Genomic DNA, 26,042 nt, shown 5'->3' on the forward strand with positions numbered 1-26,042 from the left:
CCGGGCCGTTGTCTTCGACCCGGCCATCTGCTAGAAGGCGGGGGTTGTGTACGGTGCCATCGATCACCCTGTAGATAAGCGAGAGACGCTTGAAAAAGCCCTTCCCACAGCTGCTCGTGATCGTGCTCTTCGGGGCCACAATCCTCGGGGGCGCGCTCGGTTGTGCCGGCTCCAAAGAGGCCGAGGTGGTCGATGAGGGGCCTGCCACGCTCAGTGAGCAGCGCGCTCGCGGAGGCAACCTCTCGCGTGCCGGTCTCACCCCGGAGCTGGCCGATCTCAACGGCGATGATACTCCCGATCAGTGGGTTTTGCGCGATGCGCAGGAGCGAGTGGTGCGGGTGGAGCGCGACCTGAGCTTTAACGGGCAGGTCGACCTCTGGCAGCACTACAATGAGGCTGAAGAGGTCATCGAAGAAGAGATGGACCTGGATCTCGACGGTCGCATCGACATGATCACCTTCTACGAGAAGGGCAAGGTGACTCGTCGGAAGTTGACGATGGGCTTTGATGGCACCTTCCCCATTGAGAAGTTCTACGACGGCGAGGAGCGTCTGCTTCGCGTCGAGCGCGATGAAGACGGCGACGGCCGACCCAACGTCTGGGAGTATTACGAAAATGGCGAGCGGGCGCGTATCGGCTGGGATACCTCCGGTGATGGTCAGCCGGATACCTTCGATCAGCTCTGAGCGTCTGGCCTGATAGGCCGCCCGCGCGCTGGATGCGCGCGGATCTCCAGCAACGAATGAGGCTGCGCCGCCTGATGTTAAGGCGGCGCAAGCGTTGAGGCAGTATAGATGTACCGCGTCGAACAGGTGTTGGTCCCCCTGGACTTTTCCAACTTCAGTCGCAGCGCGCTGGCGCTTGCAAAGGCGCTGGGCGGTGAGAATCCGGCGCGCGTGCAGCTGGGACATGCTCTGGAGCCGATGGCTCCCTATATGCGTCGGGTGCTCTTCCCCTATGCGGCGCTCGGCGAAGACGACCGGGCCTTTGAGGCCGAGCTTGTCGAGGAGGCCCGCGCAGAGCTTGAACGTCGTTTTGAGCTCGATGATAAGCTGCGCCGTCGTCTGGTCTCGGAGCCGGTCGTCGAGATCGGGCCGAGTCGCCAGGTGGTCGGCGAGTGGACGTCTCGCTTTGACGTCGAGGCGATTGTGATGGGGGCCTATGGCGAGAGCGGGCTTGTCTCGGAGGGGCTCGGGGCGACGGCGCGTCGCGTGTTGCAGACGTCGAGCAGGCCGGTGATTCTGGTGCGTCAGCATGATCCGCGTCCACAACTCAAGCGAATCGTAGTGGCGCTCGATCTGGAGCCGAGCAGTGCCGGGGTGCTGGAGGTGGCGCTGGGCATGGCCTTGCAGCACGGGTGCGGGCTGGAACTTCTTTTTGTGCTGCCCTCGCCGTTGGCCGCCGACAGCGCCGGGCTTTTAAAGAGCCAGGTTAAGTTCGATGAACGTCAGGCCCGCGGGCGTCTGAAGGGCAAGATCGAGGCGCTCTTTGAGCGAACGATTGAGGCGGTGGAGGTTCCCTTCCCGCAACGCGATCAGGCCCGCAAGCTCACCGATAATACGCGGGTGGAGAGTGGGGAGCCGGCCTCCGAGATCGTGCGCCGCGCCTACGAGAGTGATGCGGATCTGGTGGTGGTTGGAGCGCGCTCCCGTGCTGGAGGCGGCGGTCTGGGATCGGTCGCGGAGGCGGTGGCGCGTCGGGCGAGTTGCCATGTGATGGTGGTGCCGCCGGCGGCGCAGACGACGCCCTTGACCCGCGACGACTAATGGACGTCAGTCTGTGAGAAGGTCTTTCGAAGACCGATGTGAGACATAAAAAACCGCGCTCCGGTCGGAGCGCGGTTTTTTTATGGCTGCCTTTAGCTGCGGGCGACCTGTTTTGCGGAACATCCTGAGGATGTTCGCAGCAGGCGGCTCAACGCCGCCTGCTTAAAGCTCACATCACACGATGGACTTGAGCTTCTCGGTGAGTGCCGGGACGATCTCGAACGCGTCGCCCACCAGGCCGTAGTCGGCGACCTGGAAGATGGGGGCGTCGGCGTCTTTGTTGATCGCCACGATGGTCTTGGAGCCCTTCATGCCGGCCAGGTGCTGGATGGCACCGCTGATGGCCACGGCGAAGTAGAGGTCGGGGGCGACGACCTTACCGGTCTGGCCGATCTGCCAGTCGTTGGGGGCGTAGCCGCTGTCGACGGCAGCGCGGCTGGCGCCGACGGCACCGCCGAGGGTATCGGCCAGGTCCATGATCATCTGGAAGTTCTCGCCAGACTTGAGACCGCGACCACCGGCGACGACCACAGCCGCGTCGGTAAGCTCGGGGCGCTCGCTCTTGACCTGATCGAAGGAGACGAACTCCGCGTTGTCGGAGGCGGCCACGCCGGCGTCAAACGCTTCGACGGCAGCAGCGTCGCCTTCGGCGGGGGCTTCGAAGTCGGTGGTGCGCACGGTGACGACCTTGACCGGGGTCACAACTTCGACGGTGGTCAGGACGTTGCCGGCCCAGAGCGGACGGCGGAACTTGATGCCCCCGTCGTCGAAGACGGCGATGGCGTCGGAGACCATTCCGGCGTCGAGTTTGGCAGCCACGCGCGGCAACAGGTCTTTGCCGGTGGTGCTCGAGGGGGCGGCGACGACGGTGGCGCCGATGGCCTGAGCAGCCTTCACCACGGCCGGAGCGTAGGTTTCAGCCAGGTAGTTTTCAAAGACGGGGCTGTTGGCGTAGTGCACTTTGCTCACGCCGTATTTGGCGACTTCGCCAGCAACGGCGTCGACGCCGTTGCCCAGCACGAGCACGTGAACCTCACCGCCGGTCAGGGCTGCAGCCTGGCTGGCGAAGGTGATGGTGGGGAGGGTCACTTTACGAAGCTTCCCGTCGATATGTTCGGCGACAACGAGTACGTTGGCCATGGGGGTTCCTCACATGCAAAAGGTAAAAACCAGTGGAGATCCTTGCGACGCATCACCCGGCACCAGCGGCCAGGGGAGGCGAGCGTCTTAGAGGACCTTGGCCTTGTTCTTGAGACGGTCAATGAGGGTATCGATATCCTCAACGATCTCGCCGGCTTCGCGCTCTTCGGGGGCTTCAAAGAGAAGGACGTTGACCTTGTTGGCCGTGTCCACACCCAGGTCGGAGGGGGTGAGGGTCTCCAGGGGCTTGCGCTTGGCCTTCATGATGCCCGGGAGGCTGGCGTAGCGCGGCTCGTTGAGGCGCAGGTCGGCGGTGACAATCGCCGGCAGCTTGACGCGCTTGGTGGCGGTGCCGCCGTCAACTTCGCGGCCCACGGTGGCCCAGCCATCGGCAACTTCCAGGCTGTAGGCGAAGGTGGCCTGGGGGTAGTCCAGGTAGGATGCCAGGATCTGACCGGTCTGGTTGCGGTCGCTGTCGACGGCCTGCTTGCCCATCACGACAATGTCGGGGGACTCGCGGCGGATGACCTCAGCGAGCACGCGGGCGACCGCGTCGCTGTCGAGATCTTCATCGGTCTCGACCAGGATGCCGCGGTCGGCGCCCATGGCCATCGCCGTGCGGATTTCTTTGGTGGCCGCCGAGGGGCCCACCGAAACGACCACGATCTCGCCGCCGTGAGTTTCTTTGAGCTTGATGGCTTCCTCGACGCCGTACTCGTCGAAGGAGTTCATCTTGTACTCGACGCCGTCGGTGACAACGCCGCTCTGGTCGGGCTTGATCTTGACCTTCATGTCCGGGTCGGTAACCCGCTTAACAGTCGTGAGAATCTTCACGTTCAGCCTCCTAAAATAGGGAGTAAGGGTGGTTAATCCATCGTGGGGTGTTCGCGCACGATCAGCCCGTCGATGATCATCGTCGAGATCTGTTCGGCCTCGTCTCTGACGTCGGTGGGGGCGCTGCGCGATAGGGTGAACTGCAAGAGGACTTCGTCGAGCGCGCCGAAGAGCGCGCGACCGACAAGCCTGCTGTCCAGATCGGTGCGGAAGATGCCCTCATTCTGGCCCTGGTCAATCAGGCTCTGAAGGATCTTCAGATAATCGGCAAACTTGGGGTTTTTATACTCTTTGACAAACTTTGAGCTCTGGCGCAGCTCTACGGTGATGAACTCGGCCAGATCGCGGTCTTCAACGGCCAGTCGGAAGTGCAGATGCACAAAGGCTTTGATGCGCTCAATCACTCCGCCATCGACCGCGTCGAGCTCGGTCTGCAGGCGAGCGATGATCCACTCCATGCGGTCTTCGAAGAGGGAGATGAGCAGGTCATCTTTATTCTTGAAGTAGAGGTAGATCGTACCGTCGGCGACCCCGGCCTCGCTGGCGATCTCGGAGACGCGGGTGTTGTAGAAGCCTTTTTTGGCAAACGCACGCAGCGCGCCTTCTAAGATGCGCTCGCGTTTCTCGGAGCTGCCGCGCTGCTTTTCAGAATCTGCCATAGAGACCAGATCTCGTAAGGGATGGACGGGCGTGAGAGACGCTGAATGAATGCCCATTCAGTTTTTTAGTCACGCCTTTAGATGCTGTCAAGGTGGCCATCTGGAACGCGCGCGCGGCGATTCGCCGCACGTGCCCTGGCCCCTTTATTCAAGGGGGTAACGTCCGCCGCTGCCCAGGGAGTAGCGCGGCTTGAGGCAGCCGGCCAGGCTGCCGGAGGAGGTGTCCTGAAAGCCGAGCATATTTTGGCCCAGGGTCAGCTCAAAATTCGCGCGCATGGTGGTGGTGCGGTTATCGAAGCTCTCGATGGTCACCGTGCCGCCCTCTCCGTGGTAGACGAAGCGATCGTCGTCATCGAGGGTTTCGTTTTCGTTGACGTCGTAGCCGAGCTGCACGCAGATGGTGTCCTGGTCGACCGTGCACTCAAAGCGCTCCACGTCGGTGCGGCCTTCGCTGCCGGTGACGGCCTCCGTGGCGTCAACGACCCGGAGGATAACGGGGGCTTCCTGCGTGCGGTCGCTGAGCGCGTCGATGAGGTTCTCGTTGCTGCGGCTGTCGGCCAGGTTGAGGATCAGATCGGCCTGGCCGCTGCCGTCAGGAAGGGGGCGAGCACCCAGGTTGACGAGGATGCCATCGGAGCTGATCGCACCTTCGATGGTGGCGCGGGGAAGGTCGATCTGCGTGGTGCTTTCAGCGCCTTCGATGGTGGCGCGGACATACGCGCTCAGATCGTCTTCGGCGCAGCGAGCTTGCGGGGCGACTTCAGCCGGGTCATCGCCGCAGGCTCCCAGCAGGGCGGAGGCGCTCAGGGTGAGGGTGGCGATGAGAAGGGCGTGGGGCAGGCGCGTGGGCATGATCAGATCGTCTCCAGAGGGCCGGGGGGCAGGGGGCGGTCCAGACGCAGGTTATCGATGAGGCGAGTCTGCCCCAGACGCGCGGCGATGGCCAGGTGAGCTGGTTTTTGACTTAAGTCGTCCTCGGGAGCGTAGGCGCGCAGCGTGTCGGGGTGGACGAGCTGCATGTACTCCGGGCGCAGGGCGGTGGCCTGAGAGAGCTCGGCGTTGGCGCGCTCCAAAAGGTTTGCGGCGCTGCGCTCCCCGCCTTGCCAGGCGCGCTGTGCGCTGACCAGAGCGCGGGCGATGGCCGGGGCCTGACGGCGCTCTTCGTCGCTTAAGTAGCGGTTGCGGCTGGAGAGGGCCAGCCCGTCGGGCTCCCGCACGGTGGGCACACCGACGACCTCGACCGGAACGTTGAGGTCAGCGACCATCTTGCGCACGATGGCCAGCTGCTGAAAGTCTTTCTCGCCAAACACCGCGACATCGGGAGCGGTGAGGTTGAAGAGCTTGGTGACGATGGTGGTCACACCCACAAAATGGTCGGGGCGGTTGGGGCCGCAGAGGGTCTGGTCGAGCTCCTGCACTTCCACACGGGTGCTGTGGTCGGGAGCGTAGATCTGCGCGACCTCCGGCATAAAGAGCAGTTCGCAGCCGAGCTGGCGGCATTTTTCGGCGTCGCCGTCCGGGTCGCGCGGGTAGCGGTCGAGATCTTCGCCGGGGGCAAACTGGGTGGGGTTGACGAAGATGCTCACGATGAGGTGGTCGCAACGCTGGCGAGCCTGGCGCATCAGGGAGAGGTGCCCCTCATGCAGATACCCCATGGTGGGCACCAGGGCGACGGTGCCTTTGAGCGCGCTCCTGGCTTCGCGCAGCTCGCTGATGCTGGAGATGATCTCCACGGCAGATCCTTACAAAAAGTGCTCGTCGCCCATGGCGCGGCATCGGGCGTTCAGTAGGAGTGATCGTCGTCGGGGAAGCTGCGCTGGCGAACTTCGTCGGCGTACGCGGTCAGTGCGTCGACGACGGTGGCCTCAAGGCTCGCAAAATGTTTGACGAAGCGCGGCTTAAAGTCGGTGTTCATGCCAAGCATGTCTTGAAGCACCAGGACCTGGCCGCTGGTGCGGGGGCCGGCGCCGATGCCGATGGTGGGGATCTCCAGAGCTTCGGTGACGCGTGCAGCCAACTCGGAGGGGACCATCTCGAGCACGATCATGAAGGCGCCGGCGTCTTGCAGGGCTTTTGCGTCAGCAAGCAGACGGTTGGCGGCCTCTTCGTCGGTGGCCTGGAGGCGGAAGCCGCCGAAGGCGTGCACCGATTGTGGGGTGAGTCCGAGGTGACCGCAGACCGGGATGCCCGCGCCTGTCATGCGCGCGATCATCGGGGCGAGTTCCTCCCCTCCTTCGACTTTGACGGATTGGGCAAGGCCTTCTTTCAGCAGGCGGCCAGCACTGCGCAGGCCGTCGTCAGCGCAGGCCTGGTAGCTCATAAAGGGCATGTCCGCCAGGATGTGTGCGGAGTGGTTTCCGCGCATCACCGCACGGGTATGGTAGATGATGTCGTCGAGGGTCACCGGTACGGTGGTGTCCTGGCCCTGGATGACGTTACCGAGGCTGTCTCCGATGAGGATGATGTCAATGGGGGACTTCTCCACCAGACGGGCGAAGGTGTAGTCGTAGCAGGTCACCATCGTCAGCGGGGTTTGCTGGCGGTAGGTTTTGAGAAGATCGCGGGTGGTCTTTCGGCGGGCCATACGTCGTGCCTCATTGAACAAGCAAACGCCGCGCGAAGAGCGCGGCGACCAGGGGGGCCTAACTGGCGGCCATCCTACGGTCGGGCTCTGCGGGGGTCAATGGGGCTTGCGGCTCGACTCAGAGCAGATGGAGGCGGGCGTAGAGGCCGATGCGTGGGGTGTAGCCGATGATGCTGTGGCGAACCCGGCGCTCGTTATCAACGACATAGATCGTGGGGTAGGAGCTGACGTTGAAGCCTTTGCCCAGCGCGTCTGTGCCCAGGTAGACGGGGTAGTCGATGTCGTTTTCGGCGACGAAGGCGCGCAGCGACTCGCGGTCGCTCCAGTCCATGACCACGCTGATGACGTCGACATCGTCGCGACCCTCGGCGTGGCGGTGCATCGCCGAGATGACCGAGGACTGCGCTTTGCACACCCCGCACCAGGTCGCCCAGAAGTAGATCAGGGTACGATCGGCCTGAAGGTCGTCGAGTTTGAGCTCTGAGCCGTCGGCCAGGTTGATGAGTGTGGCCGGAGGCGCCGGGGTGTCGCGCTCGATCAGATCGCGGGTCTGAAAACTTGTGATGGCCCAGAAGATGATGGCGAGCACAAGAAGATCGATGCCCCATCGCCCCCACCAGGTCGCTCGCAGGCGTTGCCAGCGGGTCGGTGAGGGCGATGGGGCGTCGGGTGAGGCGGTGGACGTGCTCAAGATTTACTCGTTACCCACAGCGGCCCAGGACACATTTTTTGCTGCCCGGGCAGGCGGCGTCTTCACCACAGGGAATGACGTTGCGGTTCCAACGCAGGAAGGGAGCGACGACGCGCTGGTCGGTCTCCGGGACATTTGGACCGTAGAACATAAGGCTGTTGTAGGCGGTGTCCAGATCGAATCCATCGGCGGCGCTGCGGGGAATGGAGCGCTCGAAGTTTCCATCGAGGTCGGTGACGTCGACGTTGACCGAGCTGGCGTAGGGGTTGCCCACAAGACGCAGACCGCTGGAGAGGTCGCGCGTGGCGTTGGCGATGTCGCGGAAGGTCTCGGTGACATCGGGCTGGCAGACCGAGCCGGCCGCGCCGCCGGTCTGCTCAACGACGTGCTGGATGCCGTGAGCAACCGAGCCCTGCTCAGCGGTGGCACAGGACTGACCGGGGATCCAGTGCAGGCCGTAGACGATCGCGCCGACGTCGGGGCGAGCCAGCCACCCGAGCCAGGGATCGAGGAAGAGCTCAAGTTCGGCCTGAGTCGACGAGCTGATCGAGTCGCCCATACCCGAGATCATCTGCCCGACGAGCTCTTCGCGCTCATCGGTGACGGTCACCAGAATGATCTGGGCGTTGGGGCGAATTTTGTCGACAGCGCCCTGGGTGCGCGGCAGCGAACGATCGATGGCGGCCATGCCCATCGTCAGGGTGTATTCGTTGCCGGCACCAGAGACGTCGTTGAGACGATCGGCGATCGCCTGCGGATCGCGGGTGAAACCGCCACCGATTAGTGCGCCGTTATTACCGTCTCCGCCTCCACCGATGCCGCCAATACCGGAGGGGGGGCGGCAGGGACCGCCGATATCAATGTTGGGTATGCCGGGAATGTTCGGCGGATCGACGCCTTCATCCGGGCCAGGCCAGAGGGAGCGGAAGTCGTAGCTGAGCTCCTCATCTTCCTGGATAGCGTTGCAGTCGACGCCGGTCACTCCGACCCGCCAGTCGACGCCAGCTTCGTTGAGCAGGGTGGTAAACTCCTGGGTGAAGCCGGTCAGCGCGGATTGCACCGAGCTCATGGAGCCGGAGGCGTCCATCGAGATGATGATGTCCACCTCGGTGGTGTCGCGCAGGGTCAGTGAGACGCACTCATCGCTCATCGTCTCGCCGGCCATCGCCAGGGCGGTGCCGCCGGCGAGGTCTTCGATGGCGAAGCGCGCGGCATGATCGGGCTGGTCGTAGCGGCTCTGGGTGGTGATGCCGCCGACGATGATGACCTGCTGCGAGGAGCGCATCACCGTCTTGTAGCTCAGGTGAAGGCCGGAGTCGTCGGCGGAGGAGGTCTCATCAAACTCATAGACCAGGTCGGAAGCACCGATGCCGAAGACCGAGGCCAGGATCTTGTCGCGGGCCTCACCCGGGGTATCGGCGGTGGGGATGCGCACGTGGTTCATCACCGAGGCGTTGTAGCCGTCGTGGGTGCGGTAGGTGCGACCGGCGCCCTCGCGCGCGGACTCATCGTAGCCGGGGATGGCGCTGATGGTGTCGCTGAGCCAGTAGGCCATGTCGGTGGCGGTGGTGAAGCCCGCGCGCGGGTTGATCGAGACGATAAAGCCCGCATAGCCCTGGTCAGTTTCTTCGAGCACGTGGGCGTGGGGGCTCCGGTCGAAGAAGGTCAGCGGAGAAACTTCCGTGCCACGGCCCACGGCCAAGAGGTAGTCGCCGGCGCGATGCAGGACAAACTGCGGCGCGCTCATCGGGCCTACATCGCCGCTTTCACAGCTGTGGTAGGTGGCCGTTGCCGGGTCCTGGGGCTCGAAGGGGTCGTAGGACCCATCAGACGGTGGGTTCCAGGGGGCGGGCTCCTCGGAGTCGCAATCCTGGAAGAAGGGGCAATCCGGATCGTAGTCGGGATCTTCTCCGTCGTCCGGATTGTCGGGATTGTCGGGATTGTCGGGATTGTCGGGATTGTCGCCGACATCAACGCAGCTGCCGTCGACGGGGTTGTAGCGCTGACCTTCATTGCACTGGCGAGCGACGCATTCGCCGGTGACCGGGTTAGCGGTCAGACCGGGATCGCATTGGCCTTCGACGACGTCGTCGCTGCAGGCGGCCAGGAGCACCACGCCGGAGAGAAGCAGTAGAGAGCGTTTCACCATGGGATCGTCCATTTTATAAGCCGCCGATACAGGGCGACATGGCGGTGTGAATCAATTCGCAAGGGGTCAGATTATAGGCAGGTGAGTGCGGACTTTACAAGTTTGGCGCGGAGCCGGGGCTTTGGCGCTTACCTTTGAAATGTGCACGATTGAAACATCGTCCATGCTGCAGAGGTAAGGGAGGGCTTATGTCGGAGCGCATCAGAACCAGGGTTCGCAGTGGGATCGCCGCGTTGTGTGTGGCGTTGATCATGCCGTGGGCAGGCAACGCCCAGGAGACGGAGGACGCGTTGCCCTCGGTCGAAGAGGTCAACGCACATCTCGATAAGCTCTATCGCTCGGCGAGCGCCGAGTCGAAAATGACGATGACGATCAAGCGCGAGGAGCGAGAGCGAGAGCTCAGCGTGCAGGGTTTTAGCCAGGGAGAGGAGCGCGGCCTCTTCGTGATCACCAGTCCGGCCCGGGAGGCGGGCACCGCCACGTTGCGCACCTCCGAGGGGCTCTGGAACTACGCGCCCCGGGCCGACCGCCTGATGCGGGTGCCCTCGGGCATGCTCTCCGAAGATTGGATGGGCAGTCACCTCACCAACGATGACCTGGTGCGTGAGACGAGCTATGAAGACGATTTCGAGGTCGAGCTTGCCTGGGGAGAGCGCGATGGAGAGCGGGTGCTCACGGCGACGATGGTCCCACGCGAGGGTGCGCCGGTGACCTACTCGAAGATCGAATACGCGCTCGACGCCCGGGAGTGGACGCCCATCGAGGCGGTCTACTTCGATGGAGAGGAGGCCGTGCGGACGATCACGTTTAGCGACGTCAAGGAGGTTGATGGTCGACCGATCCCCCATCGCGTGGAGGTGCGACCGGCTGATGCTCCCGGCGAGTTTACCCGGATGGTCTACGAGGAGCTTCAGTTCGATGTGCCCATCGACGATGCGATCTTCACGCAGCAGGGGATGCGCCGTCAGGCGCGTCAGTATCGCGATAAGAGTTGAGCATGGTCGTGCGCGGCGTTGAGCGTGGCATCAAGCGCAAAGAGGCACCCGCGTGATGACGGGTGCCTCTTTGGGGTGGTGCGGTTTTGTGATGCTAAGTGCTTTTGTTTATTGCGGATTGTGGCCCATTCTGGCCAGCGCGCGCGTGGCGATCTTCGCCTGGCGAACATCGTCGCCGGCGGCGATGCGCTCCAGGCGCTCGGTGATCTGCGGGCCGTGACCGTAGGCCAGGGCGCGGACCGCGTCGGCACGCACCGAGGCGTCGTCATCGCTCAGGCGTGCCTCAATGGTGGCGAGCACCTCGGCGTTGCCGCCTTCCAGGTAGCCGGCACCCAGGACGAGCAGGGCCATGCCGCGCAGGTCGTCATCGGTGGCTTCGGTCAGCGTGATCAGCGCCTGGCGCACCTCGGGGGAGTTGAAATTCGAGAGCATGGAGGTGGCGCGCCAGCGCCTGAAGACGGTCGCCTCGGCGTCGGTAGCCACGTCCAGCAGGCGCGTCTCGGCGTCGGGGAAGCGCTCAAGCACCTCGGGGGTGGGGAGCGCATCAATGGTGTTGAGGAAGTCGTCGAAGTTGGCGTCGGCTTCCAGCGCGTGGTTGTGCTGGGCGATGGCTGGGGAGGCCGCGCCCATTACGAGCGTCAGCGCCAGTAGAATCGATGTCAGAATGCTGCGCATAAAGTTCTCCAGATCGTACAGAAAGCGTGCGAGGTGCGACCGTCTCAGTTTTTCACCCAGGGGTTGTTACGGATGACGATGCCCTGCCACTCCGAGAGAATGTCGCCACCGCCGGTGGCGTGCATCAGGTAGCTCTCGTCATTTTGAGGGGTATCGGGCAGCTGGTCGTGAAGCTGGGGGCCGCCGAAGGCGTTCTGCTCGGAGGTGTGAAAGAGCCCCATATAATGGCCCAGCTCGTGGGCGAAGATGTGAGCGACGGGCGGGCCGCCCGGGATCTGGTGGCTCATCACGGCCACGCCACTGGCGATGGTGCCTTTGATGTGAACCGGGCCCGGGATGCCGCCGGCGATACCCAGGACGCCACCGCCTCCTCCATCAAAGATGCTGCGCAGGCGATCGACAAAGAAGATGCTCGGACCATCGAGCGGCGCGCGCACCGAGTTGCTCAAAAGCTCGGCAAAGTCACCGGTGCCCGACATGATGTCTTCGATGTCTTGAAATTCCTCATCGACATCAAGGTAGGCGACCTCGCCAATCTCTACGCCCACCTGGGCGTAGATCTCGCCGAACTCTTCGAGGACCTGCTGAAACCCGGGGTCAGTCGGGGCGCTTTCGGCGGTCCAGCCGTCGGAGCCGCTGAAGAAGAGGTTAAGATCCAGGGTGGCTGTCTCGGGCACTTCATCGCCGACGACGCGAGCGTGGATGGTGACTTTGACGTTTCCGTCGCGAGGCTGCGGGGCGGCAAAGGGGCTGCTGGAGTAGCGGCCTTCTACGGAGAGAATGTGGCGGCCGGGTTCAACGCGGCTGGCCGGGTTGTTGGGGGCCAGCGCGGCGAACGCCCCGATGCGCGCGTAGATGCGGTTGTTGCAGTTGGTATCGCAGAGTCCCTGTCCCTGGGAGTTCCAGCCTTCGCGAACGATCTCGAAGCCATCGGGACCCTGCCAGCCGTTGAGGGCGTAGGTGAGGCGGTCGCTGCCTTCGATGGTCACTGCCAGCGAGAGGATGTTCTCGGGCACCGAAAAGCAGAGCTCTTCGCTGAAGCCGCCCGGATGCTCCACCTCGAAACGATCGACGAGCTTGACGGTGGCAACATCCCCCGGAGGAACCTGGGCCAGTGCATCGCGATCGATGGGGAGCGCGGTGTAACCTTCGCAGAAGTCCGGGAGTGGATCGGGCTCTTCGATCACGAAGATCGGCTCTTCGGTGGGGGCGGTTTTGTCGCAGGCCAGAAGAAGCGTCGAGCACAGTCCGGCCAGAAGCAGCCGGGTCGTACGGGGGAATGAGGCGGAGGGAACCATGAAAAAACCGAAGGCATAAAGATCTGTGAAAGCCTGCACCCGACGGCCAGATCCCTGCTCTGAGGCAGAGAAGGTCGCGCGGGCGAAACCGAGGACACATCGATCAGCAGGTTTGGAGCTGACGGCAGCGGAGCATAATGACCGCTCCTCAGAGGGTCAAGCTGGCGGGTCTCAAGGGGGGATGAGGCGGTGAGACATGCCCGGACAAAGATGTCCGGGGTGTGGTTTCTCTACCCCGCCGTGGATCGGGGGAGACAGCGACATTGACGGGGCGTTCACGCCAAAGTTGCGCTAGAGTTGGGGGAGCGAAGCGGATGGCACGGCTGCTGCATCGCAACGTGCGAAGCGCGCGCTGCGTTGTGAGTCTCCCCCCGGCATATGTGAAGCGAGGCAGGTGCGGACGCCGAGTGTGAGATGAGAAAGATCGATGCACCGCGCTGTAACTTTACTTTGCAACTTCAACATGCAAAATCACATCGTAGCTTTCCCGGGCCGTAGGGCGTGACGCCACGCTATAGCACCACGCGACCCGGAGCCCCCCCGGGCGCCGAGCCCGCAGCCCCCCCGAGACATGACCTGATGACTCATCCTCCCGAGACAGAGAGCCCCTCCCTGGTAGGGACGCTCATTGAGGGCAAGTACCTGCTGGAGCGCGAGCTGGGGGCCGGCGGCATGGGTGCGGTGTACCTGGCGCGCCACAAGACGATTGAGCGGGAGGTGGCCATCAAGCTGCTGCACCGCGCGCTGGCCTCGGACGCGTCGATTCGACGTCGTTTTGAGACTGAAGCGCGGGCGATCGCCCGGCTGAGCCACCCCAACTGCGTGATGCTCTATGAGTTCGGCCTGGAGCCGGAGCTGGAAGCGCTCTACGCGGTCTTTGAGTATGTGAAGGGGCGCTCGCTGGAGAAGTGGGCCGGGCAGAAGCTGGCGATCGACGATGTGCTCGAACTGGGGCGGCAGGTGGTCGCGGCGATCGAGCACGCCCACAGCCAGAAGATCATTCATCGCGACTTGAAGCCCGACAACATCATGGTGACGATCGCCGACAGCGGGAAGCTGGAGGTGAAGGTGCTCGACTTCGGTATCGCGCGCATCGCTGAAGAAGATGACGTGGAGACCGGGGAGCAGAGCCGGCTGACCAAGATGGGGCAGATGTTTGGCACGCCTCCTTATATGAGCCCGGAGCAGATTCGGGCGCGGCTTAACATCAGCTTTGCCACCGACATCTACTCGATCGGCGTGATTCTCTACGAGCTCATCGAGGGGCGGCTTCCCTTTCTGGCGGACTCCCCCATTGAGACGGTGATGCTGCACCTCAATGAGGAGGTGCCGCCGATGGTGCGCAGCGGTCTTCCTGAGGAGCTGCGTCAGATTGTGATGCGTTGTTTGCAGAAGGCTCCCGAGGATCGTTTCGAAAGCTGCACCGAGCTTCGCGAAGCGCTCGATCGTGTGGTGGTGGAGCCCGGCGAAGTCACAGCGCTGACTCATGTAGGTGGGGTGGCTGACTTGCGCGAAGGCACGCCGGTGATGGCCGGCGGGGAGAAGACCGCGCCGGAGACGCCGGATTCCGACCCGATCGCGGCTGCCCACGCCACCGAACTGGCCTTTGGTCACGCGCCCACTCTGGCGGCTTCGCCGGAACGCTGGCCGGGCGCCTCGTCTCAAGACGTCGGTGGCGCCGCACAGGTCGGTGAGCGTCACAATGAGGCTCAGGCTTCGTCGTCCAGGGCGAACGCTCCGACCATGCCTCCCGCCGATAGCGGAGCATCCGGGGCGTCGTCGCGAGCATCTGCTGCGGTGGAGACGGCCCGTCAGCAGCCCGGTCTTGGTGGCCTGGCGACCGGGGATAGCGCCGCGCCTCGCGAGGCTCCCGAGACCTGGTCGGAGGAGACCGACGCCACACGGCGCAAGACCGTGATGCTCCTGATCGCCGCCATCGGTGTGGTCGTGCTGGTTCTGGTCGGAGTGGTGGCTGGGATGGGCGGTGAGCCCGATGAGGGCGCAGAACTCGGTGCGACAGGGGCGTTCGATGAGCCTTCCAAAGCGCAGTCTTCGCAGGCACAGAGCGAGGGCGCATTCGGAAGCAATGAGGCTGAGGAAGGTGCTGAGGCCGGCTCTGCACAAGGTGATGAGGCATCTGCCGCCAGCGTTGCTCCGGGTGCGCCGGATGATGCGGCGACCGAGCCCCATGCGGCCCCGCAGGAGGGTCTGCCGGGCGATGGGAGCGGCCGCGCCGACGATAGCGGCCGCGCCGACGATAGCTCGGAGCGCGAGGTGGGGGCCGGCGAGGAGGTGGTTGGTGCTCGCCAGGAGAGCGAGGCGCAGGTTGAGGTTGAACCTGTGCGGCGCGCCTCCTCGGGCAAAACGGCCGCGCCGGCCAGCGCGCCCGAAGCTGCGGCGCCTCAGGAGCCGGCGCGCCTTCGCCTCAACCGCACCCGTCGCATCACCAGGGATGACGACGAAGAACCCGAGTCCAATGAAGAGCCGGCCCGGCTGAGTCTGCCGCGGCGCTGAGCGAGAAGAGGAAACATGGATATGCCGAGCCAAACGAAGTTGCGTATCGCCGCGCTGGCGCTGGGGTGGAGCCTGGTGATGGTGTCCTCAACCACGGCCTGGGCCCAGGAAGGGGACGCGCATCAGGAGATGTTGCGCCTGAGCGCCGAGGCCCAGGAGCAGTATGACGCCGGGCAGCTTCAAGAGGCCGCCGATACCTATCGGGAGGCGTACGCGGCGTATCCGCAGCCGATCCTGCTGAAAAACGAGATGATCGCGCGCTATCTGATCGAAGACTGCGACCGTTCGATGGAACTTGCGCAGGGCTTTGAAGCCAGCGGGGAGGCGACCGCCGAAGATGAACTCGACCTCGCGGCGGTCTACGCGGACTGCTCCCTGGTGCTTGCCAGTGCGTCGCTGGAGGCCGGGGAGCTGGAAGAGGCCCGCCAGCAGCTCACGTTGGGCGAGTCGCACTGGGACGAGGAGCTCGCCGGGGAGGGCGAGGCGCTCTGGGAGCGTCTGGGCAGGGCGCAGACCGAGCGCGAGGCTCAGGCGCAGAGTTTGGCCGCGAGCTCGGCCGCGAGCTCGGCGATTGAAGCGCCACCCGAGGTGGGTGGGGCTCCGGTGGGCGGTTGGGTACTGACGGCCGGCGGGGTGGTGGGGATTGTGGGCGCGAGCGCCTGGTATTTGAGCAGCCGCGGCGATGTTGAGGAGCTGCAGGAGGTCGCCGCCGAAGGCATCGATCGGGCACGGTACGAGGAGCTCTCGGACAGTGTGGCGACGGCGCGCTGGGGCGTGCCGACGCTCTACGCGCTCAGCGGTCTGGCCACCGTCGGCGGGATCCTCTGGGTGGTGATGCAGAGCTCGGACGAAGCGCCGGCGCTGACGGTGATGCCCGAGGTGGGCCCGCAGAGCGCAGGGGCCCGGCTTCGGCTGCGCTTTTGAGAGGAGCCGCAGCGTCGCTCGTTGACGACGCAGCTTCCTGCATCGCGACACGCAAACTCAGGGGATAGCGCTTCATCCAGCTGTGGTGTGGCGCTGCGCCTGTATGTGCGTTTCTGGAGCGAAGAGCGCGCGCCGATGCGTCGCGAAGAGGCTGTGGCCTACCCTTTGCAAAGATGTGTTTCGGACGACGAGTGACGTGCGTTTGCTCGTGTTGGGACCCGTGCTCGCTGGGAGCGCAGGGGCGATGTCTGCGGTGAGACTGAGGCGACGATGAGATACCCTTTAAGGCTCGTAACCCCTGCGGCGCTGCGACTTTTGAGCGTCCTGGCGCTCTGCGCTGCGGTGGCCTGCGGCGACTCCGACAACTTCGATGAGACACTCCCCGGCGGCGACGAGCAGCCCGACTACGGTGCCGACTCCGACGCGGGCATGGAGGAGCCGGATCGTGACGATGGTGAGGCGGAGCCGCCCGCCGAAATCGAAGAGCAGATCGTGGAGAGGGTGGCCGCCACCGACCGCTACATCTTTGTGCCCACCGGTCGCGAAGACGGCGATCAGGTCGCATTGATCGACGGGGAGACGTTTCAGGTGGAGCCGATTCGCGTGGGACTCAATCCCCAGGCGATCGTCGCCGCCGAGGTCGAAGGGGCAGGGGCGGTGGCCTATGTGTGGAGCGAGGGCACTTCGACGGTGGCGATCGTGCGCGCCGATATGCGTGATTCGCGTGAACGCCCGGACGTGCGTGTGGTGCGGGTACCCCGTGAGGTCAACCAGCTGGCGGTGGCCCCCGGCGGTCGCTATGCGCTGGCGTATATTGACCCGGAGTTGCCGCTGCCCACCCAGGGGAGCGCGGTCTCGCTGCAGACGATGGCGCTCATCGCGCTGGGTGATGCGCCTGGGGAGGATGAGGCGTACCAGCTCTCGGTGACGCGTCGTATCGAATCGCTCTCGTTTAGCGATGACGGCAGGTTCGGTTTTATCGTGGGCGAGGAGGGCATCAGCCGCATTGAGTTTGAAGATATCAAGGCCGACGCCTTTGTGCCCACCCTCGACCTGGGGGCGGCGACGCAGGACTTTCCGCCTCGCGATCAGGAAGCCGCGTTTAGTGCCGACGCCTCCCGCATGATTTTGCGAAGTTCGCAGCTTGCCGGCCTGGGTCTTTTTGAGTTGGCGGTTGAGGAACACGCGGTAGCGTCCCGGCGCATGCTGCCGCTTCCCGGAGTTCCCACCGATGTGGAGTTGCTGGAGCGGGAGGTTGAGGGAGAGCTTCGCCGCGAAGTGCTCTTCGCGATGCGTGAGCGGGGGCAGGTGGGGCGTTTTGATCTCGACCAGGTGATGGCCGCCGAGAGCGATGAGGCGGCCGCAACCCTCGTGGAGCTCATTGATGTCGAGGGTGTGGAGGCGGGCATCGCGCGGCTGACGCCGGATGAGCAGTCGTTGCTGGTCTTCTCGACCCTGCCGCCGATTCCGAGTGTGGGGCTGCTTGATGTGGGCACGGGCCAGGTGCAGACGGTGGCGCTGCGCAACCAGATTCGAACACTGGCGCTCTCACCGGACAGTGAGACCGCCGTGGTGGTCCATCGCGCGCAACCGGGAAGCGCTGCGGGGGGCGCAAGCTGGGAGGATCGTTTTCGCTACGCTCACGGGCTCAGTCTGTGGGACCTCGCCACGGGTTATGTGCGTCCGGTGGTGCTTCAGGCTGAGCCGCAGTCGGTGCTGATGGTCGAGTCTATGGCAGGGCCCACCTGGCTCTACGGGATGCTGGCCAATGAGGGCGGCGCAAACTTCGGGGTGGTGCGAATCTCCCTGGAGACCTTCGCCGTGGAGGTTCTGCCGGTCCCTCGGCGCCCGGCGCAGATCGGGGTGGTCGCCGATCAGGTTTTTGTGACCCAGGAGGACGGCCAGGGGCGCGTGACCTTCTTCGACATTGAGACGGGCACCCAGCGCACAGTCAGCGGATTTGAGCTCAACGCGGAGGTGCAGTGATGCGAGGTCGTAAGTGCTCGATTCTGCTGATGGTTTTAGCGCTTTCGTTGTTTGCTTCGGCAGGGTGCGGCGGAGATTCACAAGCCCCCTCCGGCGGGGCCAACGATGCTGACGCCGGGGGCAACTACCAGCCGCCCGGCGATGGTGAAGACCCCGGTGAACCTCGTCCCCCGCTGCCGGAGGTGCCCGAGAGTTATACGTATTCGCAGCCGGCGATCGTGGGCGATAAGGTCTATGTCGCCAATGAAACGCTCGATGCGGTGGCGATCATTGACAGCCAGAGCCTGGAGATCGAGGGGGTGCCGGTGGGCCGGGCGCCCACGCAGGTGGTCGCGCCGGTGGAGGGCGCCGGCGATGATGCCCGGGTGATGGTTCTCAACGCAGGGGATCACACCGTCTCGCTGCTCGACCCGGATGGTGAGGAGAGCCTTCATGTGCCGGTGCTCCCCCATGCCAACCGCCTGCAGGCCACCGCGTCGGGGCGCTTCGGAGTGGCCTGGTACGACAGCTCCGAGCCGGGGCCGGCCGGCGACCTCTCGGCCATCACGGTGGTCAGCGAAGCGGGCAGCTTCGATGTGGCAGTGGGCTTTCTGGTGCGCCAGGTGCTCTTCGACGAGGTTGGCGAGCGCGCGTTGGTGATCAGCGACGACGGGGTCAGCGTGCTGGAGCTGGCGGCGATTGAGAGCGATCGTTTCGTTGCCCCCCGCCCGCTGACCCCGCCCGGATTTGAGGCCGTAGACCCGGCCGAGCTCCGGCTGCATCTCGGCCCGCAGGGCGAGTCGCTGGTGGCCTGGACTCCCTCGCAGCCCTTTCTCTTTGTGAGTGATTTAAGCGAGGGCTCCCCGGTTGCGATCGCGCTGGGCGCCCCTCCCACCGGCGCCGCGCTTGCCGAAGCGACCCTTGTGCTCGCGCTCAGTGAGGCGGACCGCCTGCTTGCCATCACGCTCCCCCGGGGGCTGGAGACCGCCCGCGCCGACCAGGAGGCCCGCGGGGTCTGGGTCGACGCTACCTTTGTGCCGCCCCTCGCCGACGACGCCTTTTTGGACTCCGAGGGCTTTTCCTACCTGAGCCTTCCGGTGCCCGGGCTGGGCTCGGTGGTCTTAAGCGACGACGCCTCGGTGGCGATGGCCTTTACCACCAACCCGCAGGAAACGCGCGGGGTGCTGGTGGCGATGGCCGACCGGGAACTCAGTACGGTGCGCTTTGAGAAAGAAGTGCGCGGGGTGCTGCCGGATGAAGTTGGCAAGACCTTTCTGGTGATTCACCCGCGTCGGCCCGGCTCCCGAGAGGGGTTGACCCCGGCCGACCCCGAGTTTGTGGAGCGAAGCCACGCCTTCTCGGTGCTCGATATCGCCAGCCATCAGACTCGGCTGGTGCTCACCGAGCTTGCGATCGCGCGGGCAGTGCTCTTCGCCCCCGACGTCGGCGACGCGTTTGTGTACCTGAGCTACGAGAACCCGACACCTGGTGCGGCGGAGCTTCTGGCACACCGCGAGATTGTGCGCGTCAACCTCGGTAGCTTCCGCAGCGAGGTGCTGAGGCTCTCGGCGCTTCCCGATGATATGGGGCTGATTCCAGGGAGCGGACGCGTCTACGTCAACCAGGTGCACCCCCAGGGGCGGATCACCTTTGTGGAGGCTGCCACCGGTGAGCGCCAGACGGTGACGGGCTATCAGCTTAACTCGGGGATTTTTTGATGATGACGTTCAAGAAGACGCCGCCCGGCGCGGCAATCGAGGTTGTGATGCAGACGTTCAACCCTCTGGCCCCGGCGCTTGCGGCGCTGGTGCTTGCGCTGATGACCACGGGCTGCGGCCCGATGGAGCCCCAGCCCTGGACCGAGGTCCGGAGTACCTTTGGTCCGCTTCAGGTCGGCGAGCAGTTGGTCTATTACGATGCGTCTCGCGCGGAACTGATCAGGGTGGAACCGACCCGAGAGGCGCTCGCCGGCGAGCTCACTACCGAGCGGGTGAAGACACTGAGCCAGGTCTATGTGCTCGATACCCCTGGCGATGATGAGAGCGTCTATGTCCTCGGCGGCGGCGCAACCCCGCAGCTTCGTCTGCATAACCTCGTCGAGGGCGGCACCCGCACGATCGCGCTCAATAGCCCTTACGACCGCGCCCACAGCGATCCTTACGGGGAGTTCATGGTGCTACGCCACTCCGGCAACCAGAGCGGCGATGAGGCGCGTAACCTCAATGAGGTCGCGGTTGTGGATCTTCGCGAGGGGGCCGACGAGAGCGCCGAAGTGCTCACGCTCTTTAGCCGCGCGAACGCTGTGGTTTTTGCGCCGCCCTTTGAGCTTGAGGGCCAGGAGTACCGCATCGCGCTGGGGCTTTCGACCAGTGAGATCACGCTGATGGATCTCGACGCCGAACAGTCCGCCGACAAGCTGCGCGCCATTCCGCTGACGGTCAGCCAGGCCGACACCCCTCGCACACCCGTGCAGGTGGAGGTGGTGGTTGAGGAAGACCCGCAGATGCCGGGCGCGGTGAGCATCTTTGTACTGACCGATGTGGGCAGCGACATTACCCAGATCATGGTGCAGCCGGCGGCGCGCGCCGACAGTAACCGTCGTCTGGATATTGCGATCAATCAGCTTTACGCCGGCGCGCGACCCGTGAGCTTTGAGGTGCTGGATCTGGAGGGGGTGGGGCGGAGGCTCTTTGCCATCGATGGGGCGCAGCCCCGCTTTACGATGGTCGATGTGCTCAGCGGGGAGTCCGATACCTTTGCGCTACCGTTGGGGCGCGCGGCCACGGACCTTGTGCGCTTTGAGACGCCGGCCGAAAGCGGTGCGGGCAGTGAGGCGCGCTTGATGGCGTACAGCGCGAGCGATGCGCTGGTGGCGATGATTCGTCCGGAGCTCATCACGTTGAGCAGTGAGACCCCGACGGTCGGGAAGAGCGTCGAGGCGATTCGCCTGCAAGCAGCGCCGCAGCATGTGTGGGTCGATGAGGCCGAGCGACTCCAGCGGGTACTTGTGGCGCATAACGCCGGGTTTTCGCTGATCGATTTGAGCGTGAGTCGGGCCAGCTACATTAGCGGCGCCGGTACGCTCAGCGGGGTGGTGGTGCATGAGGGGGAGGCCTTCGGGGTCTATGAGAACGCCGCAGGGGTGGTGCGGTTGGAGATTGAGAGCGGTCGCACCAGCAGCGCGAGTCTCGATCTTGCGGCGCGCTCGGTGGCGCTGATGCCCTCCCGGGATCTTCTGGTGATCGATCACGGTGGTGCCGGCGGCACGCTCACCGTGATTCCCACTGACGATCTGCAAACATCGCAGGCGCGCTCGTTCTTTGAAGTTACGCGCCAGCGCGTGCTCAGCCGATGAGCCTGACTTCTTTTGAAGTAGAGATGAGGTTGATGATGAGAGAGACGACGAAGAGCGTGCTGACGCTGGGGATGCTGGTGGCCGGAACGCTGGCTGTGGGCATACCGCAGGCGCAAGCGCAGGAGGTGCAGGCGCAAGCAGCTCCGGGGTACGAGGCACCGGCCTATCAGGCTCCGGCGGTGGCCGATGGACCGCGCTACAGCGTGAGCTATGCCGGGCGTTTTATGCCGGCCACCGACGATGCGGTGGCGATGGGCGTGGGCGCCGGTCCGGCCCTGCGTCTGGGGGTGGAGGGCCTCGGTATCGAGGAACTCGGCCTGGGCGTTGTGGTGCACAGCGACGCGCGCAGCGCCACGCCCTTTGAAAACACCATGAAGTTGGACTGGAAGCGCACCGCGGTGATGGTGGAGCTCGATTACGGGATGCGCTTCGCCGACGAGCGCTTACGCCCGGCTGCTCGCCTGGGGCTTGGCTATATGCACCACAGCCTCGACCTTTACGCCGACGGGGGCACTTCCGCCGATTGGAGCAACCGCTTCGAGGGCAGCGCCGGTTCGTTTGCGTTTACAGCGCAGGCGGTCCTGGATCTGACCCTCTTGCGAAGCTCCAGCCGGGCCTGGGCCTTCGGGGTGTACGGAGCCTGGGGCCTTGCGGGCCACACACGCGCCAACTTCGATGCGATGGAGCCGGTCTACGCGGATGGCGAGCGGGTGGAGCGCGCGCCGATCGATGCCGGTTCGGCCGGGGCTCTTCGCCCGGGCGGGGAGATTGGTTTTTCGCTGGTCTGGCAGCCCCGATGAGGGCCCGGTCAGGTGGCAGGTCTCGCCGCGGAGCGACGGCCTGCACACTTGACACTTAGCCTCGAAGTTTTCAGATTGTGCGGGCCGGACTCGCCGCCACGACATCCTGTGGTGAGTGTGGACTCGGAGCGCGGTTACGGCCCGCCGCGCCATCTTTTTTAATCTGGAACTTTTTGAGGAGTCCACACCCCATGGCGAGCGCAGAGAACGTCCCCACCCCTGAGAAAGCCCCGAAATCCCATGCCGCACCGCCCGCCGAGCGTAAGGCTCGCCCGCCGGTCGATCCCTCGGTGCTCCGTCACCGTGAGCTCAAAGGTGGCGAGTTCTGGCGGGAGATCCCGGCCTTTGCCAACGTGAGCGAGGAGGAGTTCCTCGACTACAAATGGCAGATGAAGAACTCGCTTTATGGTGAGGATAAGCTCCTTGAGTTGATGGAGGGGCTGGCACCCAAAGCGTTCGTCGACGATGTGCTGCGCGGCTTTCATCTGGCGCCGATGGCGGTGCGCGTCACTCCGTATCTGTTCAGCCTGATCGATTGGAACGATCCGCTGCATGATCCGATTCGCACCCAGTTCATTCCGGTGGCCTCGCGGTTGACGATGGACCACCCGATGCTCACGCTGGATTCGCTCCATGAGCAGGCCGACGCGCCGGTTGAGGGGCTGACCCACCGCTACCATGATAAGGCGCTCTTTCTGCCGCTGGACACCTGTCCGGTGTACTGCCGTTTCTGCACGCGAAGCTACGCCATCGGCGTGGACACCGACGTGGTCGAGAAGGTCAGCCTGAAAGTCAGCCCGAAGCGCTGGGAAGAGGCGTTTGCCTACATTGAGAGCCGCCCGGAGCTTGAGGACATCGTCATCAGCGGGGGCGACGCCTACAACCTGGCGTTTAAGCATATCGAAGCGATTGGCATGCGCCTCCTTGAGATCCCCAACATCCGTCGCATTCGTTTTGCGACCAAGGGGCTGGCGGTGATGCCGATGAAGATCTTGAGCGATGAGCGCTGGCTCGATGCGGTGACCCGGGTGGCCGAGCACGGGCGTAAGCTGCACAAGCAGGTCGCCATTCACACCCACTTCAACAACCCCAACGAGATCACTGAGATCAGTCGCCGGGCCACCAACACGCTTTTTGAGCGGGGAATCACCGTGCGCAACCAGTCGGTGCTCCAGCGCGGGGTCAACGACGAGCCCGAGACGATGCGTCTTCTGGTCAAGCGCCTGGGTGAGATCAACGTCGAGGCCTATTACGTCTACCAGCACGATATGGTGCAGGGGGTTGAAGATCTGCGCACGTCGCTGCAGACCAACCTCGATATTGAGAAGTTCGTGCGCGGATCGACGGCCGGCTTCAACACCCCGACCTTCGTGGTGGATGCCCCCGGTGGTGGCGGCAAGCGTGAGGCGCACTCCTATGAGCATTACGATCGGGAGACGGGCGTGAGCGTCTACAGCGCGCCTTCGGTCAAGCCCGGCCAGCTCTTCACGTACTTCGATCCGCTTCACAGCCTCAGTGACGCGGCGCGTGCCGACTGGAAGGACGCCGATAAGCGCGAGCAGATGGTGCAGGATGCGCTTTCGGCGGCGCGCAGCCATCAGGGACAGCGCTAAGCCCTACGCAGCGCCTCGCCAGAGGTTGACGTGGCGAGGACGGCGATAAGATTTGAGGAGACGGCGCGGGGAGATTCCCCGCGCCGTCTTTTTTTGTGGCGACGCAGCCCGGGCGGTATCACATCAGAGTGTGCTAAGTGCGCGTTGGATTGATTAAAACGTGCGCCGGGTGCGTCGAAGCAGTCCGAGCGGTTGAAGCGTCGCGCCGCTGGCGAGTTTATCTTTCGAAGCTCTGGCGAGTGAGAGGTCGGTATGCGTTGGATTCAGGTGTGGTTGGCGACGGTGGTCACGACGGCGGTGCTGGTGGGATCGGTCACAGACGCGCAGGCGGTCGTGCGCGCCGGGGTCGACGTGCGCTGGATGCCGGTGGCCCTGGAAGACACCAAACTCGAAGAGGTGGAGTTGGGCGGCAGTCAGCGCCAGCTGGAAAGCCTGGGGGCCGGCGCCAGGTTGATGCTGGGGTTTGATGCCTTTGCGATCGGGGCCAAGGTCAACATTGCGCGTCACACCTTTGCCGACCCCGACCTTAGTTACACGCAGGTCGATACCAACCTGCAGGCGCGCTTCATCCTGCCGAGCACCCGTCTGGCGCTCTATGTGGAGGCCGGGCCTTCGATCGCGCTGGACCTTGCCAGTACCGGCTACAACGCCGGGATAGGCGCGGAGGTCGATGTGCTGGGCTGGCCGCTGGTCGACCTCAACTTAGGGATCGGGGCTCAGTACGCCCGGGTGCCGGTCAACGCAGGCCCGGGGTTGGAGCGGATCAACGAGGGATTGAGGGCTATCGTCTACGTGGGCTTCGATTTTTCGATGTGAGGCGGTCGGAGCGCCGGGCTGCCGGGTGGCGAGCGCGGCCTCTTTTCTGCTAATTTCTTGCGGGCGTCCCCGCTGCGATCAAGGCTCGTGCGTCCAGAGCCGGGAGACACGATGTCTCCGTGACCGCAGCATCAGACACGGACGCCTTGCATGCAGCGAGAGTGGTATTTGATCGACGATGAGGGGATTCATCGTCTGGATTTAGGGGAGCAGAACCCAGTGGAGTTCTGGGACGGCGCGAGCATCCGGGATGAGGAGAGCGGCCAGTGGCCGGGCTTCTCCCAGGTGGTCTTTGACGCGTCGCCATCGCGGGTGGTCGAGGCGCTTAAGCGCACCGCTCCGATGATGGAGATCGGATTGAAGGAGGTCACCGCCAGTCCGAAGCATTGGGAGGGCGGGGTGCTTGTGGCCACCGATGGCACGCTGACGCTGGTGGCGGAGCCGGGAGTCGACCTGGATGAGCGTTTTTTAGGCGCGGAGTGGGCCGAGGAGCTCTTTAGCGAGCTACGCTGCAGCGGCGCCTTCTTTGGCTATGAGCCGCATCTGGGAAGCCTGCACCTGACGATGTACGAGGAGGGGCACCCGCGCTTTGCCTGGTGCGACTCGTTGTTGCCCGGGCCCAGTTATGCGATGGTCTTCGAGTCCGACGGGCGGTGCACCAACGAAGACCCGCGTCAGTTTGCGCTGCGCGAGTTGGAGCTGCCGCCGACAAGTCCCCTGCTGGATCGCTACCACTTTGTGTGGGCGAACCTTCGCGCGCTGGGCGTTGAGGAGTTACGTCCAGAGCTCGAAGATCTGCCTATTGTGGCGGCAATGCAGATTCGAGAGAGCGATGAGGAGAGCGCATGATCAAGCGTATGTTGAGCGTGTCGGCCCTGATGGTCAGTGTGATGATGGTCTCGGGCTGCGGGAACTTCGGCGGTGCCGTGGTGGGTGCGGAGTGCCGCGACGATCGTGACTGTGACCCGGATAGCCGCTGCCTGCGTGGCGACAACTACCCCTTCGGGATGTGCACCTACTCCTGCAACCGCCACGACGAGTGCCCGCCAAACACCGCCTGTGTGGACCGCAGCGGCGGGGTGTGTCTGCCGATGTGCGAGCGCTCGCTGGATTGTCGCGAAGACTACTACTGCGATGACGTACGCGATGAGCGTGGCGACCGACGCTCCAACGTGTGTGTGGGCGACTGAGCCTCCAACACATTAAAAGCCTTTGAGCCGGCCTCCTTTTAAAGGAGGCCGGTTTTTTTGTGGGCGCTCCCTTG

The 26,042-nt window shown here is 64.3% G+C and carries 23 protein-coding genes; 13 read left to right on the forward strand and 10 right to left on the reverse strand.

The features are described from left to right. Positions 1 to 89 precede the first annotated feature (89 nt). Complete coding sequence (locus EA187_RS12045; protein ID WP_127780405.1) at positions 90 to 686, forward strand: hypothetical protein; 597 nt, start codon at positions 90 to 92, stop codon at positions 684 to 686. 108 nt (positions 687 to 794) lie between these two features. Continuing rightward, on the forward strand, positions 795 to 1,766 hold the full coding sequence (locus EA187_RS12050) for a universal stress protein (RefSeq protein WP_127780406.1): 972 nt from the start codon (positions 795 to 797) through the stop codon (positions 1,764 to 1,766). A 174-nt stretch (positions 1,767 to 1,940) separates the two neighbouring features. Here the strand turns inward: EA187_RS12050 and EA187_RS12055 are convergent, their stop codons facing one another. From EA187_RS12055 to EA187_RS12090, 8 genes are all read right to left on the reverse strand, one after another. Beyond that, entirely contained in the window at positions 1,941 to 2,906 is a 966-nt protein-coding gene (locus tag EA187_RS12055) for an electron transfer flavoprotein subunit alpha/FixB family protein (protein WP_115605056.1), read from the reverse strand. An 87-nt stretch (positions 2,907 to 2,993) separates the two neighbouring features. Then, entirely contained in the window at positions 2,994 to 3,740 is a 747-nt protein-coding gene (locus tag EA187_RS12060) for an electron transfer flavoprotein subunit beta/FixA family protein (RefSeq protein ID WP_115605054.1), read from the reverse strand. Positions 3,741 to 3,772: 32 nt separating this feature from the next. Beyond that, positions 3,773 to 4,399: a TetR/AcrR family transcriptional regulator gene (locus EA187_RS12065; RefSeq protein WP_164856226.1), complete on the reverse strand. Its 627-nt coding sequence runs from the start codon at positions 4,397 to 4,399 to the stop codon at positions 3,773 to 3,775. A gap of 144 nt (positions 4,400 to 4,543) precedes the next feature. Next, the gene (locus EA187_RS12070) at positions 4,544 to 5,251 is read right to left on the reverse strand and encodes a hypothetical protein (protein WP_115605050.1); all 708 of its coding nucleotides are present in this window, start codon (positions 5,249 to 5,251) and stop codon (positions 4,544 to 4,546) included. A gap of 2 nt (positions 5,252 to 5,253) precedes the next feature. Further along, the gene (panC, locus tag EA187_RS12075; RefSeq protein WP_115605048.1) at positions 5,254 to 6,132 is read right to left on the reverse strand and encodes a pantoate--beta-alanine ligase; all 879 of its coding nucleotides are present in this window, start codon (positions 6,130 to 6,132) and stop codon (positions 5,254 to 5,256) included. Between the two features lie 50 nt (positions 6,133 to 6,182). Continuing rightward, a complete protein-coding gene (gene panB, locus EA187_RS12080) occupies positions 6,183 to 6,983 on the reverse strand; it encodes a 3-methyl-2-oxobutanoate hydroxymethyltransferase (protein ID WP_206524296.1) in 801 nt (266 codons plus the stop codon). Between the two features lie 118 nt (positions 6,984 to 7,101). Continuing rightward, positions 7,102 to 7,674: a TlpA family protein disulfide reductase gene (locus EA187_RS12085; RefSeq protein ID WP_164856227.1), complete on the reverse strand. Its 573-nt coding sequence runs from the start codon at positions 7,672 to 7,674 to the stop codon at positions 7,102 to 7,104. A gap of 10 nt (positions 7,675 to 7,684) precedes the next feature. Next, positions 7,685 to 9,823: a hypothetical protein gene (locus EA187_RS12090; protein ID WP_115605044.1), complete on the reverse strand. Its 2,139-nt coding sequence runs from the start codon at positions 9,821 to 9,823 to the stop codon at positions 7,685 to 7,687. A 188-nt stretch (positions 9,824 to 10,011) separates the two neighbouring features. Here EA187_RS12090 and EA187_RS12095 point away from each other — a divergent pair, with 188 nt between their 5' ends. Continuing rightward, positions 10,012 to 10,818 carry an outer membrane lipoprotein-sorting protein gene (locus EA187_RS12095; RefSeq protein ID WP_127780407.1) on the forward strand — a complete coding sequence of 269 codons (807 nt, stop codon included), beginning with the start codon at positions 10,012 to 10,014 and terminating at the stop codon, positions 10,816 to 10,818. 108 nt (positions 10,819 to 10,926) lie between these two features. On the opposite strand, the gene EA187_RS12100 is transcribed toward EA187_RS12095, so the two are convergent. Then, a complete protein-coding gene (locus EA187_RS12100) occupies positions 10,927 to 11,493 on the reverse strand; it encodes a HEAT repeat domain-containing protein (protein WP_127780408.1) in 567 nt (188 codons plus the stop codon). A 44-nt stretch (positions 11,494 to 11,537) separates the two neighbouring features. Next, positions 11,538 to 12,791, reverse strand: a complete 1,254-nt coding sequence (locus EA187_RS12105) for a zinc metalloprotease (RefSeq protein WP_127780409.1) — start codon at positions 12,789 to 12,791, stop codon at positions 11,538 to 11,540. A gap of 579 nt (positions 12,792 to 13,370) precedes the next feature. On the opposite strand from EA187_RS12105, the gene EA187_RS12110 reads away from it, so the two are divergent. The 10 genes from EA187_RS12110 to EA187_RS12155 all read left to right on the forward strand — a co-directional run bounded on the left by EA187_RS12110 (position 13,371) and on the right by EA187_RS12155 (position 25,968). Then, complete coding sequence (locus EA187_RS12110; protein WP_127780410.1) at positions 13,371 to 15,305, forward strand: serine/threonine-protein kinase; 1,935 nt, start codon at positions 13,371 to 13,373, stop codon at positions 15,303 to 15,305. A 21-nt stretch (positions 15,306 to 15,326) separates the two neighbouring features. Beyond that, on the forward strand, positions 15,327 to 16,229 hold the full coding sequence (locus EA187_RS12115) for a hypothetical protein (protein ID WP_127780411.1): 903 nt from the start codon (positions 15,327 to 15,329) through the stop codon (positions 16,227 to 16,229). A gap of 270 nt (positions 16,230 to 16,499) precedes the next feature. Continuing rightward, positions 16,500 to 18,215, forward strand: a complete 1,716-nt coding sequence (locus tag EA187_RS12120) for a hypothetical protein (protein ID WP_127780412.1) — start codon at positions 16,500 to 16,502, stop codon at positions 18,213 to 18,215. Then, complete coding sequence (locus EA187_RS12125; RefSeq protein WP_127780413.1) at positions 18,215 to 19,912, forward strand: YncE family protein; 1,698 nt, start codon at positions 18,215 to 18,217, stop codon at positions 19,910 to 19,912. The genes EA187_RS12120 and EA187_RS12125 overlap by 1 nt, the downstream gene beginning before the upstream one ends. Then, complete coding sequence (locus EA187_RS12130; RefSeq protein WP_127780414.1) at positions 19,912 to 21,549, forward strand: hypothetical protein; 1,638 nt, start codon at positions 19,912 to 19,914, stop codon at positions 21,547 to 21,549. The genes EA187_RS12125 and EA187_RS12130 overlap by 1 nt, the downstream gene beginning before the upstream one ends. Before the next feature lie 35 nt (positions 21,550 to 21,584). Further along, positions 21,585 to 22,349, forward strand: a complete 765-nt coding sequence (locus tag EA187_RS12135) for a hypothetical protein (protein ID WP_127780415.1) — start codon at positions 21,585 to 21,587, stop codon at positions 22,347 to 22,349. Between the two features lie 191 nt (positions 22,350 to 22,540). Continuing rightward, positions 22,541 to 23,962 (forward strand): KamA family radical SAM protein, encoded by a 1,422-nt coding sequence (locus EA187_RS12140; protein ID WP_115605025.1) that lies wholly within the window; start codon positions 22,541 to 22,543, stop codon positions 23,960 to 23,962. 252 nt (positions 23,963 to 24,214) lie between these two features. Further along, on the forward strand, positions 24,215 to 24,778 hold the full coding sequence (locus tag EA187_RS12145; RefSeq protein ID WP_115605023.1) for a hypothetical protein: 564 nt from the start codon (positions 24,215 to 24,217) through the stop codon (positions 24,776 to 24,778). 150 nt (positions 24,779 to 24,928) lie between these two features. Continuing rightward, the gene (locus EA187_RS12150) at positions 24,929 to 25,627 is read left to right on the forward strand and encodes a hypothetical protein (RefSeq protein WP_127780416.1); all 699 of its coding nucleotides are present in this window, start codon (positions 24,929 to 24,931) and stop codon (positions 25,625 to 25,627) included. Further along, entirely contained in the window at positions 25,624 to 25,968 is a 345-nt protein-coding gene (locus tag EA187_RS12155; RefSeq protein ID WP_115605019.1) for a hypothetical protein, read from the forward strand. The genes EA187_RS12150 and EA187_RS12155 overlap by 4 nt, the downstream gene beginning before the upstream one ends. Positions 25,969 to 26,042 lie beyond the last annotated feature (74 nt).

Source organism: Lujinxingia sediminis (assembly GCF_004005565.1).
In the GTDB taxonomy this organism is placed as follows: domain Bacteria; phylum Myxococcota_A; class Bradymonadia; order Bradymonadales; family Bradymonadaceae; genus Lujinxingia; species Lujinxingia sediminis.